Here is a 17,744-nt window from a genome sequence, read left to right as displayed (position 1 = left end):
TATCGGGTTATTTTTCTCTCTTCGCCTACAGGAGTGCGCATGTGGGATGTCATTGATTTATCGCGCTGGCAGTTTGCTCTGACCGCGCTGTATCACTTTTTATTTGTACCCCTTACCCTGGGGCTGATTTTTTTGCTGGCTATCATGGAAACCATTTACGTGGTCACCGGCAAAACAATCTACCGCGATATGACGCGCTTCTGGGGTAAGCTCTTCGGTATCAACTTTGCTCTTGGCGTGGCTACCGGCCTGACCATGGAGTTTCAGTTTGGTACTAACTGGTCATTCTATTCCAACTATGTGGGCGATATTTTTGGCGCACCGCTGGCGATGGAAGCATTAATGGCCTTCTTCCTCGAATCCACCTTTGTCGGGCTGTTCTTCTTCGGCTGGCAACGGCTGAATAAATACCAGCACCTGCTGGTGACGTGGCTGGTGGCGTTCGGTTCAAATCTCTCTGCGTTGTGGATATTGAATGCCAACGGTTGGATGCAATACCCGACCGGTGCGCATTTTGATATCGACACCCTTCGTATGGAAATGACCAGCTTCAGCGAGCTGGTCTTTAACCCGGTCAGCCAGGTGAAATTTGTGCACACCGTAATGGCGGGCTACGTGACCGGGGCCATGTTTATTATGGCGATCAGCGCCTGGTATTTACTGCGCGGACGGGAGCGCGATGTTGCATTACGCTCGTTTGCCATCGGTTCCGTCTTCGGTACTCTGGCGATTATCGGTACGCTGCAACTCGGAGACAGTTCTGCGTATGAAGTCGCGCAAGTACAACCGGTAAAACTGGCGGCAATGGAAGGGGAGTGGCAAACGGAACCTGCACCTGCACCGTTCCATGTAGTTGCCTGGCCGGAACAGGATCAAGAGCGTAACGCCTTTGCCATCAAAATTCCTGCGCTGCTAGGGATCCTCGCCACTCACTCATTAGATAAACCCGTGCCGGGTCTGAAGAATTTGATGGCTGAAACCTACCCACGCTTGCAACGCGGACGTATGGCCTGGCTGTTAATGCAGGAAATATCGCAAGGCAATCGTGAGCCGCATGTGTTGCAGGCATTCCGGGAGCTGGAAGGCGACCTTGGTTACGGCATGTTGCTCTCCCGCTATGCGCCGGATATGAACCATGTCACAGCTGCACAGTACCAGGCGGCGATGCGTGGCGCGATACCTCAGGTTGCGCCGGTATTCTGGAGTTTCCGCATCATGGTGGGCTGTGGTTCTCTGCTGCTACTGGTGATGCTGATTGCGCTTGTCCAGACGCTGCGTGGCAAAATCGACCAGCATCGCTGGGTACTGAAAATGGCGCTCTGGAGTTTGCCGTTGCCGTGGATTGCGATTGAAGCCGGGTGGTTTATGACCGAGTTTGGTCGGCAGCCGTGGGCGATACAGGACATCTTACCGACATACTCCGCGCACTCCGCTTTAACCACAGGACAACTGGCTTTCTCACTGATCATGATCGTAGGGCTTTACACCCTGTTCTTAATCGCCGAAGTCTACCTGATGCAGAAATATGCCCGTCTGGGGCCGAGTGCGATGCAGAGTGAACAACCGACGCAGCAACAGGGGTAAAGGAGAAAATCATGTTTGATTATGAAACATTGCGCTTCATCTGGTGGCTGCTGATTGGCGTGATCCTGGTGGTCTTTATGATCTCCGATGGATTTGACATGGGGATCGGCTGTCTGCTGCCGCTGGTGGCGCGTAATGATGATGAACGCCGGATAGTGATAAACAGCGTTGGCGCGCACTGGGAAGGCAATCAGGTCTGGTTAATCCTCGCAGGTGGGGCATTATTTGCCGCCTGGCCCAGAGTGTATGCAGCGGCGTTTTCCGGCTTTTATGTGGCGATGATCCTGGTGCTGTGCTCACTGTTCTTCCGCCCGCTGGCCTTTGATTATCGCGGAAAAATCGCCGATGCACGCTGGCGTAAAATGTGGGATGCCGGTCTGGTCATCGGCAGCCTGGTGCCGCCGGTAGTCTTCGGTATCGCCTTCGGCAACTTGTTGCTCGGCGTGCCGTTTGCCTTCACACCGCAATTACGCGTGGAGTATCTCGGCACCTTCTGGCAACTGCTGACGCCATTCCCTTTATTGTGCGGATTGCTCAGCCTTGGGATGGTGATTTTGCAAGGTGGCGTCTGGTTACAACTAAAAACTGTTGGTGTGATTCATCTGCGTTCACAGCTGGCGACCAAACGCGCCGCACTGCTGGTGATGCTGTGCTTTTTGCTGGCGGGTTACTGGCTGTGGGTCGGTATTGATGGCTTTGTACTGCTCGCCCAGGATGCTAACGGTCCTTCCAATCCGTTAATGAAACTGGTGGCAGTGCTACCTGGTGCCTGGATGAATAATTTCGTCGAATCGCCCGTTCTGTGGATCTTCCCGCTGCTGGGGTTCTTCTGCCCATTGCTGACGGTGATGGCGATTTATCGTGGTCGCCCGGGGTGGGGATTTTTGATGGTGTCATTGATGCAATTTGGCGTGATTTTCACGGCAGGCATCACGCTGTTCCCCTTCGTCATGCCGTCAAGCGTGAGTCCGATCTCCAGCCTGACGTTGTGGGACAGCACTTCCAGCCAGTTGACGCTGAGCATTATGTTGGTAATCGTGCTGATATTTTTGCCCATTGTGTTGCTCTACACTCTCTGGAGCTACTACAAAATGTGGGGGCGCATGACGACAGAAACTCTCCGCCGTAACGAAAACGAGCTGTACTAAGGAGCAGGAACAATGTGGTATTTACTTTGGTTCGTCGGCATTTTGTTGATGTGTTCGCTCTCCACCCTTGTGTTGGTATGGCTGGACCCGCGTCTGAAAAGTTAACGAACGTAAGCCTGATGAGGCGCATTAGCGTCGCATCAGGCAATCAATAATGTCGGATATGAAAAGCGGAAACATATCGATGAAAGCGATCTTGATCCCATTCTTATCTCTTCTGATTCCGTTCACCCCGCAATCTGCATTCGCTCAGAGTGAGCCGGAGCTGAAGCTGGAAAGTGTGGTGATTGTCAGTCGTCATGGTGTGCGTGCCCCAACCAAGGCCACGCAACTGATGCAGGATGTCACCCCAGACGCATGGCCAACATGGCCGGTAAAACTGGGGTGGCTGACACCGCGCGGTGGTGAGCTAATCGCTTATCTCGGACATTACCAACGCCAGCGTCTGGTGGCTGACGGATTGCTGGCGAAAAAGGGCTGCCCGCAGCCTGGTCAGGTCGCGATTATTGCTGATGTCGACGAGCGTACCCGTAAAACAGGCGAAGCCTTCGCCGCCGGGCTGGCACCTGACTGCGCAATAACCGTACATACCCAGGCAGATACGTCCAGTCCCGATCCGTTATTTAATCCTCTAAAAACTGGCATTTGCCAACTGGATAACGCGAACGTGACTGACGCGATCCTCAGCAGGGCAGGAGGGTCAATTGCTGACTTTACCGGGCATCGGCAAACGGCGTTTCGCGAACTGGAACAGGTGCTTAATTTCCCACAATCAAACTTGTGCCTTAACCGTGAGAAACAGGACGAAAGCTGTTCATTAACGCAGGTATTACCATCGGAACTCAAGGTGAGCGCCGACAATGTCTCATTAACCGGTGCGGTAAGCCTGGCGTCAATGCTGACGGAGATATTTCTCCTGCAACAAGCACAGGGAATGCCGGAGCCGGGGTGGGGAAGGATCACCGATTCACACCAGTGGAACACCTTGCTAAGCCTGCATAACGCGCAGTTTTATTTGCTACAACGCACGCCAGAGGTTGCCCGCAGTCGTGCCACCCCGTTGTTGGATTTGATCATGACAGCGTTGATGCCCCATCCACCGCAAAAACAGGTGTATGGTGTGACATTACCCACTTCAGTGCTGTTTATCGCCGGACACGATACTAATCTGGCAAATCTCGGCGGCGCACTGGAGCTCAACTGGACGCTTCCAGGTCAGCCGGATAACACACCGCCAGGTGGTGAACTGGTGTTTGAACGCTGGCGTAGGCTAAGCGATAACAGCCATTGGATTCAGGTTTCGCTGGTCTTCCAGACTTTACAGCAGATGCGTGATAAAACGCCGCTATCATTAAATACGCCGCCCGGAGAGGTGAAACTGACCCTGGCAGGATGTGAAGAGCGAAACGCGCAGGGCATGTGTTCGTTGACCGGTTTTACGCAAATCGTGAATGAAGCACGCATACCGGCGTGCAGTTTGTAATGCATAAAAAAAGAGCATTCAGTTACCTGAATGCTCTGAAGCTGATGACAAACGAAGAACTGTCTGATGCGTAGGCCGGAAAAGGCGTTCACGCCGCATCCGGCCACATTACCTTCAGTTTTACTCTTTCTCGGAGTAACTATAACCATAATAGTTATAGCCATAACTGTAAGCGGTGCTGGCGCGTTTAATCACACCATTGAGGATTGCGCCTTTAATATTAACGCCAGCCTGTTCCAGACGCTGCATTGACAAGCTCACCTCTTTGGCGGTGTTCAAGCCAAAACGCGCAACCAGCAGGCTGGTGCCGACAGAGCGTCCCACGACCGCAGCATCGCTCACTGCCAGCATCGGCGGCGTATCGACAATCACCAGATCGTAATGGTCGTTCGCCCATTCCAGTAATTGACGCATCCGATCGCGCATCAGCAGTTCAGACGGGTTAGGTGGCACCTGACCGCGAGTAATCACATCAAAGCCTCCTTTGCCAAAATGCTGGATCACTTTGTTGAGCTCATCTTTCCCTGCCAGATATTCCGACAAGCCATGTTCATTACTCACGGTAAACAGGTTATGCGAATAACCACGGCGTAAGTCGGCATCAATAAATAACACTTTTTGATCGGACTGGGCGATCACCGCTGCCAGAGTTGAACTGACGAACGTTTTACCACTGTCTGGCGTCGCACCCGTGATCATCAGAATATTATTCTCAGTCTCCATCATAGCGAAATGCAGACTGGTTCGTAGCGCACGTACGGCTTCCACAGCAGAATCCGCCGGGTTATCCACCGCCAGGAAGGGGATATTTTTAGTACGATGGCGCTGCTGATTAGAAAATAAATTTTTCTTACGCAGACGGGTACGCTTATCCAGCCACTCGGACATCGGGATAGTGGCATAAACGCTGATGCCGTGCTCTTCCAGTTGTTCCGGTGCTTCTACACCACGACGCAACATCGCACGCGCCAGCACGGCACCCACCGAAATAAACAGGCCAAGAATAAAACCAAGCACCACATTCAACGCTTTTTTCGGTTTCACTGGCTGCGGCTGAGTGACTGCCGGGTCGATAATCCGCACGTTACCAATCGCACTGGATTTCGAAATACTCAACTCCTGCTGGCGGTTAAGTAATTGCAGATATACCGCACGGCCCGCTTCTACGTCACGGCTTAAACGCAATACTTCCTGTTGAGTGGAAGGCATTGCCGATACCCGCTTATTCAGGCGTTTGCGTTCTTGCTCCAGCGTCTGGCGTTTTTCCAGCAGCGCACGATAAGTTGGGTGATCTTTCTTATACAGCTGGGAGATCTCGGCCTCGCGGAAGGTCAGCTCATTGAGTTGATTATCAACGTTAACAATCTGCTCAAGAACGGCTTTGGCTTCCAGGTTAAGGTCAACCGAATCGCGCTGCTGGCGATAAACGTTGAGTTTTTCTTCCGCCTGGTCCAGCTCGCTGCGCACTTCTGGCAACTGGCGCTGTAAGAATTCAAGGCTTTGTGAATCCTGCGCCGCCTGGCGAGCGATATTCTGTTGCAAATAGTTGTTAGCGATGCTGTTCAGAATACGAGTAATCAACTGGGGATCATCACCGGTCATGGTAAGTTCCAGCATCCCGCTTTCTTTACTGCGTTCGCTAACGGTAAAGGTTTCCTGCAACGCGTTAATCGCTTCCAGTTCGGTACGCTGGCTCAGGACAAACTGCGTTCCTGGTTTGGCCTTAATGTCCGCGATAGTCAACGCAACGCCGTCTTTTTCCAGACGCTGGCCGACCATACCATTGACGGTGAACCCTTCACCTTCCAGCGTATAGTGGCCGTTTTCCCCAACTGTGAGTGTAAGTTGCTGATCCTGACCATTCAGTTGTGGGATGTGCATCCAGCTGATCGCCAGCTCACCTGGTTTCTCTTTGGTTAATCTCGCCCAGCCGCGACCCACAATCGGAAAATACTTCTGCTCAACCATGTCGCGCAGATTCAGTTCAGCAATGGTTTTACCGAGAATCATGCGCGATTGCAGCAGTTGGATCTCCGGTGCTGACTCGGGCGATGAGTTAGGGATCATATCGCTCAGGCCGCTGAGAATGGCGTTGCCCTGTTTCTGCTCAACCTGGACCAGCGTATCTGCCTGATAAATTGGCGTGCTTAACAGCGAGTAAGCGACAGCGATCAGCGTGAACAACGCGGTTACGCTGATAATAAACTTACGGTGATCCCATAACTCGCCGACCAGACGAAGCAGATCGATCTCATTTTCCTGAGTGCTGCCTGGTGGCGTATTCATATTTTTAGTTGTCATCGTATTTTATAAACTCAAATTACCGGCTGAGGCGCTTCGTCCATTCCTGACTGGCGCGCTCCAACATACCGTAGACATGCTCAAATGCGTCCTGACTTTTACGATAGGGATCCGGAATCTCTTTCTGTTCCAGCCATTGCCCAAACAGCATTGTCTTCCCGCGGACCTCGGGAGCGATTGCTGTAACCTGAGCAATATGCTCTGACTCCATTGCCAGAATCAGATCGTAATTTCGTGCCATCTCAGCCGTTAGCTTACGTCCGGCATGTCCTTCAAGAGATACGCCATGATTAGCGGCAACATCTGCCGCTGTCGCATCTGCAGGGTGCTTTACCAGACCATGAACACCTGCCGATTTGACTTTTACGCCTGGCAGACGTTTACGCAGCAAGCGCTCGCCAATGGGCGAACGGCAAATGTTGCCGGTACAAACCACCAGGATTGAGTTAAATTTTAGTTGGGCCATGTTTGAATCCACCGTGAAGTCTCTGTCAGGTCATGCACCCCGGAAATCGTCGGTACCAGCAGAGAAATCACACGGTTCCAACGAGCCAGCGGCGCGGTAGTGACATAAACAATGTCGTAAGGTTCAAGCTGGAATTCCGTTCCGAGTATCATTGCCGATGCGTCCTTCGCATTCAGCTGATAAATATTGGCGATTTTGCCATTCTGCTTGTTTTGCGTTGCACGAATAACAAAAATCCCCGTCGCATCAGCGACATCCTGATTCATACCCTCAGCGTTACCCAGTGCTTCCGCCAGGGTCATACCGCTGCGGTCCATTTTCAACGTGCTCTGTTTACCCACTTCACCCATCACGAAGACTTTCAGATCATCGTTGCGCGGAATAAATAAAATATCGCCCGGGTGCAGCAGTTTGTTCTGGCGCAAGTCGCCACGCTGCATCAGCGCATAGAGGTTCACTTTGGTCTTTACGCCATTCTGGGTGAGCACCACGTTGCGCCAGTCTGCATCTGCGGTCAGACCGCCCGCGGCGTTAATCGCATCCATGATGGTCAGAGGAATATTGGTAATCGGCTGCTGACCCGATTTGCTGACTTCGCCGGTGACGTACGCTTTTTGCGATCGGAACGCCGCGACGCTGACATCGACTTGCGGGCTTTCAATGACTGAGTCCAGACGCGCTGTAATCTCGTTGCGTACTTGGGTAAGCGTTTTCCCGGCCACTTTCAGGCGACCAATATAAGGGTAGAAAATTGCACCATCAGCGTTAACCCAGTTGCCAGTATCACTGGCGCTACGATATTGCCCTGCGGGTGTGGTTAGTTCCGGGTGATCCCAGACCGTCACCATCAACACATCACCAATGCCGATACGATATTCATAGTTCGCGATTTGCTGCTCCAGCTCCGGGTTAGCCTGCGACATAATCGGTTTGGCGCGCAGCTGATCAATCAATCCTGGCGTGACGGGATAGATATTGACCATTTTGTCCAGGTCATACTGATTGTCAGGTAGTTCAATGACATCCTTGTTACTGGTCGATAAATTCTGACCAGGAACAAGGGTACATGCTGTCAAAGACAGAACAGCCAATGTCAGTACCGAAAACTTAAAAATGTTCTTTTTCATTGGTTTATATTTATCAGTCAATGTAATGTTATGAATTACGTCAGGTTATTGTCCAACCGGTACTTCTCGCTCTGCCGTCATTGGATAGAGCTGGTATTTACGTGACAGCATTTGTCCACCATCACGCGTCAATGGTGTCCACGAAACCACCGCGCGGTTGCGGTTAGGTCCAATGGTCATCAAGTCGAACGGAATCGAGATATAAAAACCTTTACTAAAGCCGCCTTCGCCGTAGTCATCTTTAGATACGTTACTGATTGCCGCCCATACCCCTACCGCCACGCCGCTGTCAAAGCGTTTGGCGACGTCGATGGTTGCCCCTTTATCTTTTGCCAGATATTGCCCAACGCTGAGTTTCATCAGTACGCCGTTGAGCGTCGGCGGGTTCCAGTAAGCCGTCACGAAACCTGTTGGCGTGGAATAATCGGTGAAGCGCATCATGTTGTCCCAGTCACGCTGCTTCACGTAGTTAACGTCCACCCCCAGCGCCCAGCTGGCATCGAGCGGGCGATAAAGCAGCTCGGAACCAACACCGGCATACATCGTTTCCAGATAACCGCCGTACACCTGGCCATAGAAACCATTGCCTAAGTCGGCAAAATAGTTCGCCTGCAAGTTGTTGAGATAAACGTCATTGCGAACGTAGTCACGGATATGCGTGCGCACGCGGGGGAGGGTAGAGTCCGCGGGTAACAGCGAAGACTTAAACTTGTCGTAGTTGTTGTAAATATTGGTGAAAATACCGCCATCAAGCAGCAGGTGATCGGTAAACCAGTAGCGGGCGCTGGACATCAGCCCCAACTGGAACATATAGAAATCTTCCGGGCCGCCCAGCGACTGTGAAAGTGTTGGGTTGAAAGAGTAGCTAAAGCGATCTTCACGAATACGGTAGCCCCGACCAAAGGCAGAAAGATCTTCAGCTTCAACACGTTGTTGTTGCAGTGGCTCTGATTGACCTGGCGCTGTACCGGCCAGCTGTTTGCGCAGGCTGGCTACGTCGGTTTCGGTAGTCACCATCGTCATATGCTCGCGCTTTTGCGTCACGCTAATCTTCTCAACGCCTTGCGGCAGGTTATTCACCAGAATCCGGTTGGCACGATCGACCGCTTCACGAGAGTCACGGTATTTGTATTGCTGACCAGACATATATAGCGTCTTATCGCGCAGCTGAATTTCTGGCGCGTCAAAGCCCGCGTTATACTTCAACGCGGTAAGTTGGTTCGCTACTGTGGTGTACTGCAATCCTTCAGATTCCGGCGCAGGTTGATACGCCGGTTTTGGCGTATCGCGCAGGGCAGGGCGCAGATCGTTGAAATTGGTCCGTAATGTGAAGCCAAACATCAATGTGTTACCGCGCTCGTAGCTAAGGTTAAGATCTGCCCAGCTGGCAGCACGATACACAGCACCGAAATTGAAATGACTTGCCTGCGGCAATTTGCCCGCAAAATCATTCTGGTAATTGTTGCCGTCGTATTCGAGTTTCAGACGCAGAGGATTCCACGGCGTTTGATACTCAATGCCGCCAAAGATGGACGCCGGACCACGAAAGATATCGCTAAAGCTGATATCTCCCGCATCGTGAGACTCTGCACGATGACAATATTTATCGCTCACCCGGCAAAACGGGTTGGTAATATTGCCCGCATTACCGGCGTAGCCCCACGCCATCCCGAGGGTGAAATCAAATGGCCCCGCTTGCTTGCTGGCCACCAGATATTCACCGTCAAACAGACCCGTACCAGCAATATCACGTTTACCAAACGCCACTTGCGGTAGCCAGTAACCTTCTTCCCACAGGCGAAGTTTAAAATCGAAAGATTTGTCTTTGTATGACTGATCGCCGCTGAAATCTTCCCACTGGCTATATTTGCGTGTGCGCACATCCGTATAACGAATGGTGCCTTCCAGCCATGGGAACAGCGCCACGGACGTGGAGTAGAAACGGTATTGATCGTTATCCCGGTAGTTGACGCTGAATTCACCTTCCGGTGCGATGCGCGCATTTGGCATCTGCAACAATCCTGTGCCGCCAAAGTCTGATTGCGACGACCCCAGCGGATCCGGGTAGGTGAATACTTCAGCATGACAGGCACTGGAGACGGCAATGGCCAGGCAGCTTAAAAGATAAGAGTTCTTCTTCATCAGTCAGGAACACGTTGCGTTAAAACAGACACAATCTGGTCATTTAAATCAGCATATTTTTCGGGCAGTACATGCGCAGAAAAGCCCAACCAAAGCTGGCTGCCAGGCGGTGGTTCCACATGTCTTTTATTCCACAGGGCAACAGGGGCGACGACAGTCTCACCCTCAGGCGTAATCACCATAACGTTATTCTTGTCCGCGCCTGCAAGACGGGGGGTATCTTGCAGATAATCGGTAACGCTACGGCCTGCCTGCCAGGGCAATTGCCCAGCCCCAGAAACCGCACCCAGCAGAGTAATAGTCACTGGGCGCTGTACGGTATAGAGCGTATAGTCCCCGACCAGCGGGGGGATTGCTGTTCTCATCCATTCGTACAAAATCAGGGTCCAGTTTGACCGGTAAGCGACCAGTGATATTGAGATTGAGTAACTGCTGGCGCACGGATTTAATCGTTGCCGCCACATCGTCGTCAGCTTCTGCTTCCCAGGAAGCAAGCTGTGCCATGACATGTTGGTAGTCTTTAAGCGCTTTAGCTTTCGCCGCGGAGTCGGTCAGCAAGACTCCAGGCCACCAGAGGCGATCGCGCAGTTGCGGTTGTGTCACCAACTGGACAACATTCTCCACGGGGCCAACGGAAAGGGGCTGTTGTTCGCCAGGCAGATAAATAGTCACCGTTCCTTGCGCAAAGGCATGGGGTGTCATTACGTAAAGTACGCTGGCAATGAAATACGACTGTAATTTATTCATGGTGCGGGTTTAAGAAACGTCATTTCTACGGGAATAACCCCTGCGCCTAACATTTGCCGACTTTGACGAACCTGGCCAGTAGCCGAATCGACCCAGAATGTGTTTTGCCACTGTTTTTCTGGCAGCGTGGAAGTCACCTCTTCCTGCCAGACATTACACAGCACATCGCGACCCGCAATATTCAGCGTCTCTAATCCAGCAAAGGAAAAAGTGGAACTCAGGGTCGCAGAGCGAAAATGATTGTCTTCACTCCAGAGAATATCGCGCGTCCAGCGGCTGCCGTCTTTTATTGCCAGCGCGTTACGCAGAGGGTCCTGCCCGGAATTTGTCACTTCCAGCAGATTATTATTAAGTTTGACGGTTTTTAAAAGACGTCCATTGTGGGTAACCAGCATGGCGTTATCCTGGGATAACCATTTGCTTTGTTCTTGTTCTATATATCCCAGTACCACAAAGATTCGTTGCCCTTCATTAAGGCGTAAATACATCGTGGAATAAGGCAACGCCTGTATCTGCTGATCCGCTACGGTGATATCCTGATTATCGAAAAGGCTGGAGCGAAATGTATCGACCATACTTTGCTGGCTGTGCGTACATCCCGCAAGAAATAGTGCGAAAATCGATAAAATAAGAGGGCGCACCTTTAATCCTTGAAAGGTTAATTAAAAAAATGCAAATCTCTAAAGCCCGGTACGAATATCGCAACCGGGTATCATTTAACTTTAATTTTGACGCGTTAAAGCAGTATTAGCGCGTAGTGGACGTGGTGGTTGAGGTGTTATGAGAACCGCCATCGCCACTGTCATTTGCTGCAACTACTGCCAAAGTCGCCACACCAACAGCCGTTGCCACACCGACAACCGTCGCCGTGCCGACAGCGCCAGCAGCTACGCCACCGGTGGTAGCAGCAGTCGTAGTGGCACCAGTAGTGGTCGTTGTGGTGCCAGTAGTACCCGTCGTTGCCTCGGTCCCGTTTGCTGCTTCTGGTGCAGCAAACGCAGCTGGCGTCGTCAACATGAAGGCCATAAGGATTGCAGAAAGCTTGTGTTTCATAACTTTTCCTTTATTCATCGCATGGACAATACGTACGCTTGAGATCAGGATTGTCTACTTTGAGTATAACATCCTTGTGAAATCTCCCTTTCCGCATACCGCTAGCACTATATACTGCGGGTGGGGAAGGCGCGCAGAGGGAAATATAAGATTGTTAACTATTCCCCTCTGGAAATACGACTTGTGAGCACAAGATAAATCTTAGAAAAATATAAATTAAAGATAAGAAAATTGTTAAGAAAGCTATTAACTATTGTTGGTGATATAGTTTCAAGCGGTACTATGATTGACTGTTAAGTAGCATTTATAACTATTAGGTGCAGAGATATTCGGCCAAATGGATTTGTTTTCTGGGGTGAAAGTAACTTTTGTTATAATGTGCGATATTGACTATTGAGCTTTTTTAATAAAAACAGCCAGCTTTAAACAAGCTGCGTCATCTTAAGAGAGATAAACATTTGCCGCTGTTGGTCCGCGTAGGCCATTTACGCGGCAAAATTCCACGCGTAATCCTGGTATAAGTACTTCTGCGTCGCGGGGAGTGAATGCGGAAATATGGACCTGGACTTCTTTACGACCGTCGGAGGGGATAATGAATCCTTTGCCGCTTTTGCGATCAAAGGTTTTGACAATTCCTGTCATTTTACGGGGCAAACAAATTCCTTACTGAAAATACTGCGCTGCACTATACGGGGTTAATAAAATAAAGCCAGCGATATTTAAGACCGCCGGACGGCTAAAATAAAAATTGCTTAATCTCAATTATCATGCGTTAATAGCTGAGTCGGTTTGAAAGACAGACAGCATACAAAGTAGTTTACTAAAGCAGTTCTCATTATCAGGCATTATCCCCTTCTTTTGAGTCTCTCTCCTGAACACTAAGTAGTTTCTGTATTAAAGCCCTGTTTGCCGAAAGGCTCAAAATGAAGGAAGTAAAATATGTCTAATAAAATGACTGGTTTAGTAAAATGGTTTAACGCAGATAAAGGTTTTGGCTTTATCACTCCTGATGATGGCAGCAAAGACGTTTTCGTCCATTTCACCGCCATCCAGAGCAATGAATTCCGCACGCTGAACGAAAATCAGAAAGTTGAATTTTCTATTGAGCAGGGGCAACGTGGTCCCGCGGCAGCGAACGTTGTTACGCTCTAAGGTTGCCGTTATTACTCAACATCTCCATTTCCGCTGTCCATGTTGTCATGGTTCACAGTACCGCACATCGGCATTCGATGTGACGGAGCGAAATCCTTTAGGGGCAAAGTGTATTTTTTGTAAATCGACGATGATCACCTTTGATAACGTCGCGCTGCAAATACGCACTGACCATGCGCCGCTGGATTTCACAAAATAAGATCAGGCTCCCTCGTGGAGCCTTTTTTATATCTGCCTTATTTTCTTCAACGCTGTATGTATAGTAAGCGATAACCTGTTGATTATTGAATCTTTAGGGGAGATGGCTTATAACATTTCTTACCTGACCAGGGTACCGGGAACCAACACCTTACTGGCGTGTTGCTGTCTTTTAAGACCAGAAGAGGTTAACAGTGAATATTGAAGAGTTAAAAAAACAAGCCGAAACGGAAATCGCCGACTTTATCGCGCAAAAAATCGCCGAGTTGAACAAGAATACAGGGAAAGAAGTCTCTGAAATTCGCTTCACCGCACGAGAAAAAATGACTGGGCTTGAAAGCTATGATGTCAAAATCAAAATAATGTGATTTTGTGAACATCACCCCGTGCGAGGTGATGTTCCGCTTGTTGCTAATTTAGTGACCAATCATTGGCGCTTGTGGAATTAAGCGTCGATACAATTCCTCCGGCACCGGGCTTTGCCATACGCCTACATAAATTGCGTAACCAATTACCGCAAACATAATCCCCAGAACCAGTAGCGTCATTAACCACCCAGACAACGCAAAGGCTTTTTTATTTGCTGCAGGTTTTTGCAGTGAAAAGGTCAATGTTGAGGCTACCGGACATGACTCTACGCAAGTCATACAACCGGTACATTCCACGGTTCGTACCTGAATTAATTTATCGACCGGGATCCGCGATGGGCAATTTTTTGCGCATTTGCCACAGTCGATACAACTTTCGGCATTGCGACGAATCTTAAACGGCGACAATAGCGAAACCAAGCCCATCAGCGCGCCATATGGGCAAAGATAACGACACCAGGCATGGCGAATAAACAGGCTGACAATCAGCAAAACGGTCACGCTGATTAATGTCGCGGTCCCCATATGACGAAAGAAATCGAGCATTTTAACGTCCATCACCACGCTGTAGGGCGACAACATAAAATAGTGAATAGCCTGAGCGGGCATCAATAACGCGATATAGAGAAAAAAACTCAACAGCAAATACTTCACGCCGCGCAGAGGAATATCCAGACAGCGGGGAAGGACAAATTGCCGACCAAACAGTTTGTTACCGAGATCGCCGATTAATTCAGAAAGCGTACCAACCGGGCATAACCATGAACAAAAGGCCTTTTTTAGTAATAGACTGATGACGATAAAAGCGACCAATAACAGCATCGCGGCGGCGTGGACGGACGGTAACTGGCCTGTTGCAAGGCTATATTTCAGATTCATCAGACCGGCAATCGGTAGCCAGCCTTCGATGCCTCCTGGCCTGGCGACAAATGTCGTACTACCTGCCGTTTCGTAATAGCGCACCCAATACCAGAACGTGATGGCAATATAAATATTAATTGCCAACAGTAATAATTGCGTCGCTTTACGCCAGGTCGTGGCATTGCGCCAGTCATTCCACGGTAATTTGCCGCCCGTCGTGCCTGGCCGCCGCTGCCAGCGGGTTCTTCTTTTCTCTGCCATGATTTTGCCAGTCCGTTAAGTTGCATACCAAATGCCACTATTCTAGTTGTTCCTAACTGGCTGATATTGATTCAAATCGCGTTCAGGTCTTTCTTATTCAACCATGCTTCCAGAGCGGCAACACTGCGTGTAATTTCTTCGTGTGGAAGGGGGGCAGATAATGGCTGCTGCTCCAGTTGTGCGCATAGCTGGCTGGCGCTACGCATTCCCAGACTCGAGCAACTGCTTTTTAGCTGATGCGCGGCACGCTTTATTTTCTCGCTTTCCTGACTGGCGCGGGCAATGTCGATGTCATCGAGAAGCGGCAGGGCATGTTGTTTAAATAATGCCAGCCATTCGTGGATCTTCTTTGTTCCCATTAACTGAGCATCTTCATTGAGTTGCGATATATCCAACGGTTGATCGTTACTGGTTTGCAGTTGGAGATAGTGCGCCAGTAACTGACCGAGCACTTCACGCGGCACCGGTTTAGGGATAATCCCGCGAAATAGTGAACTGGTACGCTGGCGCAGTGTTTCGTCGATGACATGGGCGCTAAAGCCAATCAAAACCAGTGACGGATATTGCTGTACCAGTTGTCGGGCAAGGGTAATACCGTCGATATCCGGCAGATCAAAATCCACCAGTGCGGCAGCAAACGGTTCGCTATTTTGCAACGTCTCTATCGCGTGAGCGGCATTGCCAACAGCAACGAACTGCGCACCACTGTTGTTCAGCATCTCAATGGTAATTCGCTGGGTTAGCGGGTTATCTTCAATTAACAGCAAACGTAAACCGTCCAGATGCACCGCCTGATTGACTGTTTTTGGCACGGGTGCCGTGGCAATACGTAACGGCAAGCGTAAACAAAAACAGCTTCCAACCTCCGGCGTGCTGGTGGCGCTGAGTTCGCCGCCCATCGCCTGGGCCAGACGGCTACTGATAGTCAGCCCCAGCCCGGTGCCGCCGCGTTTGCCGCTAACCTGAACAAATGGCTGGAAGATTTCAGCCAGTTTCGAGGGATCAATACCGCAGCCGCTGTCTTCCACTTCGACCAGCCATTGTTCGCCATCAGTGCGACTACGCAGGATAATGTGCCCTTCGTCGGTGAAACGCAGGGCGTTGCTCAACAGGTTGGTTATAACCTGACGAATACGCCGCGGATCGCCCATTAACGCAGTCGGTACATCGTCGGCAATTTCAGTTACCAGGCGAATCGGACGACCTTTCACCCGTCCGCTCATTAATTGCAGGGTACTTTCCAGCAGCGGGCGCGGTTCAAAGGGCTCATCGCTGACCGAAACATTCTTGCCGCCTGCTTCGATAGCCGAATAATCGAGAATATCGTTGAGGATGGTCAGCAACGATTCACCAGAGTCAGTAATTGCCCGCAAATCATCACGCTGGGCATTAAGTGCGGGGTTATCTGCCAGCAGTTGCGCGGTGCCGAGAATACCGTACAGCGGTGTGCGGATCTCATGGCTCATTGCCGCCAGAAACGCCGATTTTGCCTGGCTGGCTTTTTCTGCTTCCGCCCGTGCCTGTCGATGTTCGACCACCAATTCCTGCAATTCGGCTGTGCGCGCTTTTACCTGCGCCGCCAGCTGTTCGCGGTGGCGATTAAGCGCATGAACATTGCTGCGAAACGCATCCATCAGCCGCCCGATGGTGTCCAGCTCCCGCACGCCAGCGGTTTCCGGGAAAGGGGAGTTGATATCACCGTCCAGCAGTCGTTGCAGCGCCTGCGTTTGTTCGGCAAGGGGACGCGTGACTGAGCGATAAACCACGCGCCAGAGGATCAGAATCAGTGCGCAAAGAGAAACTATCCCCAGCAATAACAGGCTGTATTGCCCGCGTGCACTGGCTTTTTCCAGATGCGCCAGGCCATGCTGATTACGCAGCTCAATAGTGTCGACCAGTTGACTGACTTCGCTACTAAACTGCGCGAACTGGGCGATGTTATTTTGGGCGAGAGTTTGCAGGTGATTGCTGATTTCACTGTCCTGCTGATACAGCGCCAGCAAATCGCTATAGTGGCTAACGGTAGTTAACGTTGTCGCGACCTGTGCACGAACACCGGGATCTTCAATGCGTATTTGCCGACGTTGCAGAATTTTCACCGCATTATTGAGCTGCTTTTCCAGCGTTGGCGCATTTTTCTGGATCTGTTTCAGCCCCAGATTCATCACCATTTGCTGCACCCGCAGGGCGCTAAGGCGCAGTTCATTCATCTGGTTAACGTACTCAAGATCGATATCAATCAGCCGATCAAGTGCGTTTTCTGCGGCCTGACGCTGATGTTGTTCGATCAAATCGTAAATCCCGGCCTGGGTCGCTCCGGCAGAGGTCGCCGCATTATTCGCCTGACCTTGTGCCAGGCGTGCGATCTCATCGGCGGCGGCGACTATCTGCTGGCTGAGTTGCTGTTGTTGCTGGCGCAGTTGCAAACGCTGCCCCACCAGTTCCCCTTGTTGACGTAACGAACGGGAGATCTCCTGCTCCTGTTGTTCAATAGCGGTAGTGTCAAACCCTTGTTCCCGTAACGCTTGCAGCAATGCGTTAATCTTCAGGCTTTGTGCGGTGAGCATTCGCCCCTGCGCCTGCCACATCTTTTCGTTATCGGCACTGGTCAGGTTCTGTGCGGCGAAAAGTTCCCAGGCGCTGGCTTCGCTCAACTGGCGCGCCATATTCATGGTAGGAATCAATGCCTGAGTATTGTCTTTTTCCACCTGGCTGATAAAGCGCAGGTTGTACCATCCCACCAGGGTACTGGTCAGGGTTAACAGCGCCATCAGGGCAAAGCCCATCCAGAGTCTTCGGGTCAGGGTTAAATTCACGGTCAGTGTACTTAAGGTGAAAAAGGTTGAGTCGCAA

16 protein-coding genes and 2 pseudogenes are annotated in these 17,744 nt (G+C 50.8%); 8 read left to right on the top strand and 10 right to left on the bottom strand.

Annotated features, from left to right (window positions below; all coding sequences use genetic code 11):
- Positions 1-39: 39 nt before the first annotated feature.
- The 4 genes from appC to appA all read left to right on the top strand — a co-directional run bounded on the left by appC (position 40) and on the right by appA (position 4,215).
- Positions 40-1,584, top strand: coding sequence for a cytochrome bd-II oxidase subunit 1 (gene appC / locus BEB42_RS00925; RefSeq protein WP_000263563.1), 1,545 nt, complete (start codon positions 40-42; stop codon positions 1,582-1,584).
- 11 nt (positions 1,585-1,595) lie between these two features.
- A complete protein-coding gene (gene appB, locus BEB42_RS00920) occupies positions 1,596-2,732 on the top strand; it encodes a cytochrome d ubiquinol oxidase subunit II (protein WP_000460813.1) in 1,137 nt (378 codons plus the stop codon).
- Positions 2,733-2,744: 12 nt separating this feature from the next.
- A complete protein-coding gene (gene cbdX / locus BEB42_RS00915) occupies positions 2,745-2,837 on the top strand; it encodes a cytochrome bd-II oxidase subunit CbdX (RefSeq protein WP_000270305.1) in 93 nt (30 codons plus the stop codon).
- A 79-nt stretch (positions 2,838-2,916) separates the two neighbouring features.
- A complete protein-coding gene (appA, locus tag BEB42_RS00910) occupies positions 2,917-4,215 on the top strand; it encodes a bifunctional acid phosphatase/4-phytase (protein WP_001353310.1) in 1,299 nt (432 codons plus the stop codon).
- A 120-nt stretch (positions 4,216-4,335) separates the two neighbouring features.
- On the opposite strand, the gene etk is transcribed toward appA, so the two are convergent.
- The 8 genes and pseudogenes from etk to cspH all read right to left on the bottom strand — a co-directional run bounded on the left by etk (position 4,336) and on the right by cspH (position 12,705).
- Positions 4,336-6,516, bottom strand: coding sequence for a tyrosine-protein kinase (etk, locus tag BEB42_RS00905; RefSeq protein ID WP_000208674.1), 2,181 nt, complete (start codon positions 6,514-6,516; stop codon positions 4,336-4,338).
- A gap of 19 nt (positions 6,517-6,535) precedes the next feature.
- Positions 6,536-6,982, bottom strand: a complete 447-nt coding sequence (etp, locus tag BEB42_RS00900) for a protein-tyrosine-phosphatase Etp (protein ID WP_001353308.1) — start codon at positions 6,980-6,982, stop codon at positions 6,536-6,538.
- Positions 6,970-8,109, bottom strand: a complete 1,140-nt coding sequence (locus BEB42_RS00895; RefSeq protein WP_001295357.1) for a polysaccharide export protein — start codon at positions 8,107-8,109, stop codon at positions 6,970-6,972. Before BEB42_RS00895 ends, etp begins: the two co-directional genes overlap by 13 nt.
- A 45-nt stretch (positions 8,110-8,154) precedes the next feature.
- Positions 8,155-10,251: a YjbH domain-containing protein gene (locus BEB42_RS00890; protein WP_000742298.1), complete on the bottom strand. Its 2,097-nt coding sequence runs from the start codon at positions 10,249-10,251 to the stop codon at positions 8,155-8,157.
- Positions 10,251-10,998, bottom strand: a pseudogene (locus BEB42_RS00885) (capsule biosynthesis GfcC family protein). Before BEB42_RS00885 ends, BEB42_RS00890 begins: the two are co-directional and overlap by 1 nt.
- Positions 10,995-11,639 (bottom strand): lipoprotein GfcB, encoded by a 645-nt coding sequence (gene gfcB, locus BEB42_RS00880; RefSeq protein ID WP_001353307.1) that lies wholly within the window; start codon positions 11,637-11,639, stop codon positions 10,995-10,997. Before gfcB ends, BEB42_RS00885 begins: the two are co-directional and overlap by 4 nt.
- A 106-nt stretch (positions 11,640-11,745) precedes the next feature.
- Entirely contained in the window at positions 11,746-12,051 is a 306-nt protein-coding gene (locus tag BEB42_RS00875) for a threonine-rich inner membrane protein GfcA (RefSeq protein WP_001299283.1), read from the bottom strand.
- 441 nt (positions 12,052-12,492) lie between these two features.
- Positions 12,493-12,705 (bottom strand): cold shock-like protein CspH, encoded by a 213-nt coding sequence (gene cspH, locus BEB42_RS00870; RefSeq protein ID WP_001137522.1) that lies wholly within the window; start codon positions 12,703-12,705, stop codon positions 12,493-12,495.
- A gap of 285 nt (positions 12,706-12,990) precedes the next feature.
- Here cspH and cspG point away from each other — a divergent pair, with 285 nt between their 5' ends.
- From cspG to BEB42_RS00855, 4 genes and pseudogenes are all read left to right on the top strand, one after another.
- Positions 12,991-13,203, top strand: coding sequence for a cold shock protein CspG (cspG, locus tag BEB42_RS00865; protein ID WP_000066490.1), 213 nt, complete (start codon positions 12,991-12,993; stop codon positions 13,201-13,203).
- A 10-nt stretch (positions 13,204-13,213) separates the two neighbouring features.
- Positions 13,214-13,402: a cold shock small protein YmcF gene (gene ymcF / locus BEB42_RS00860; RefSeq protein WP_071524879.1), complete on the top strand. Its 189-nt coding sequence runs from the start codon at positions 13,214-13,216 to the stop codon at positions 13,400-13,402.
- Positions 13,377-13,606: pseudogene (gene ymcE / locus BEB42_RS26575) on the top strand (protein YmcE). Before ymcF ends, ymcE begins: the two are co-directional and overlap by 26 nt.
- Entirely contained in the window at positions 13,596-13,769 is a 174-nt protein-coding gene (locus BEB42_RS00855) for a GnsA/GnsB family addiction module toxin (protein WP_001019197.1), read from the top strand. Before ymcE ends, BEB42_RS00855 begins: the two are co-directional and overlap by 11 nt.
- Positions 13,770-13,817: 48 nt before the next feature.
- On the opposite strand, the gene BEB42_RS00850 is transcribed toward BEB42_RS00855, so the two are convergent.
- Together BEB42_RS00850 and torS are read right to left on the bottom strand one after the other, a co-directional pair.
- Positions 13,818-14,891, bottom strand: a complete 1,074-nt coding sequence (locus BEB42_RS00850) for a 4Fe-4S binding protein (protein ID WP_000818624.1) — start codon at positions 14,889-14,891, stop codon at positions 13,818-13,820.
- A 71-nt stretch (positions 14,892-14,962) separates the two neighbouring features.
- A complete protein-coding gene (torS, locus tag BEB42_RS00845; RefSeq protein ID WP_105267114.1) occupies positions 14,963-17,707 on the bottom strand; it encodes a TMAO reductase system sensor histidine kinase/response regulator TorS in 2,745 nt (914 codons plus the stop codon).
- Positions 17,708-17,744 lie beyond the last annotated feature (37 nt).

It is taken from the genome of Escherichia sp. MOD1-EC5990 (assembly GCF_002965285.1).
GTDB lineage: Bacteria > Pseudomonadota > Gammaproteobacteria > Enterobacterales > Enterobacteriaceae > Escherichia > Escherichia coli_F.
The sequence above is the reverse complement of the archived record's forward strand: the minus strand, read 5'-3'. Positions and strand labels throughout refer to the sequence as shown.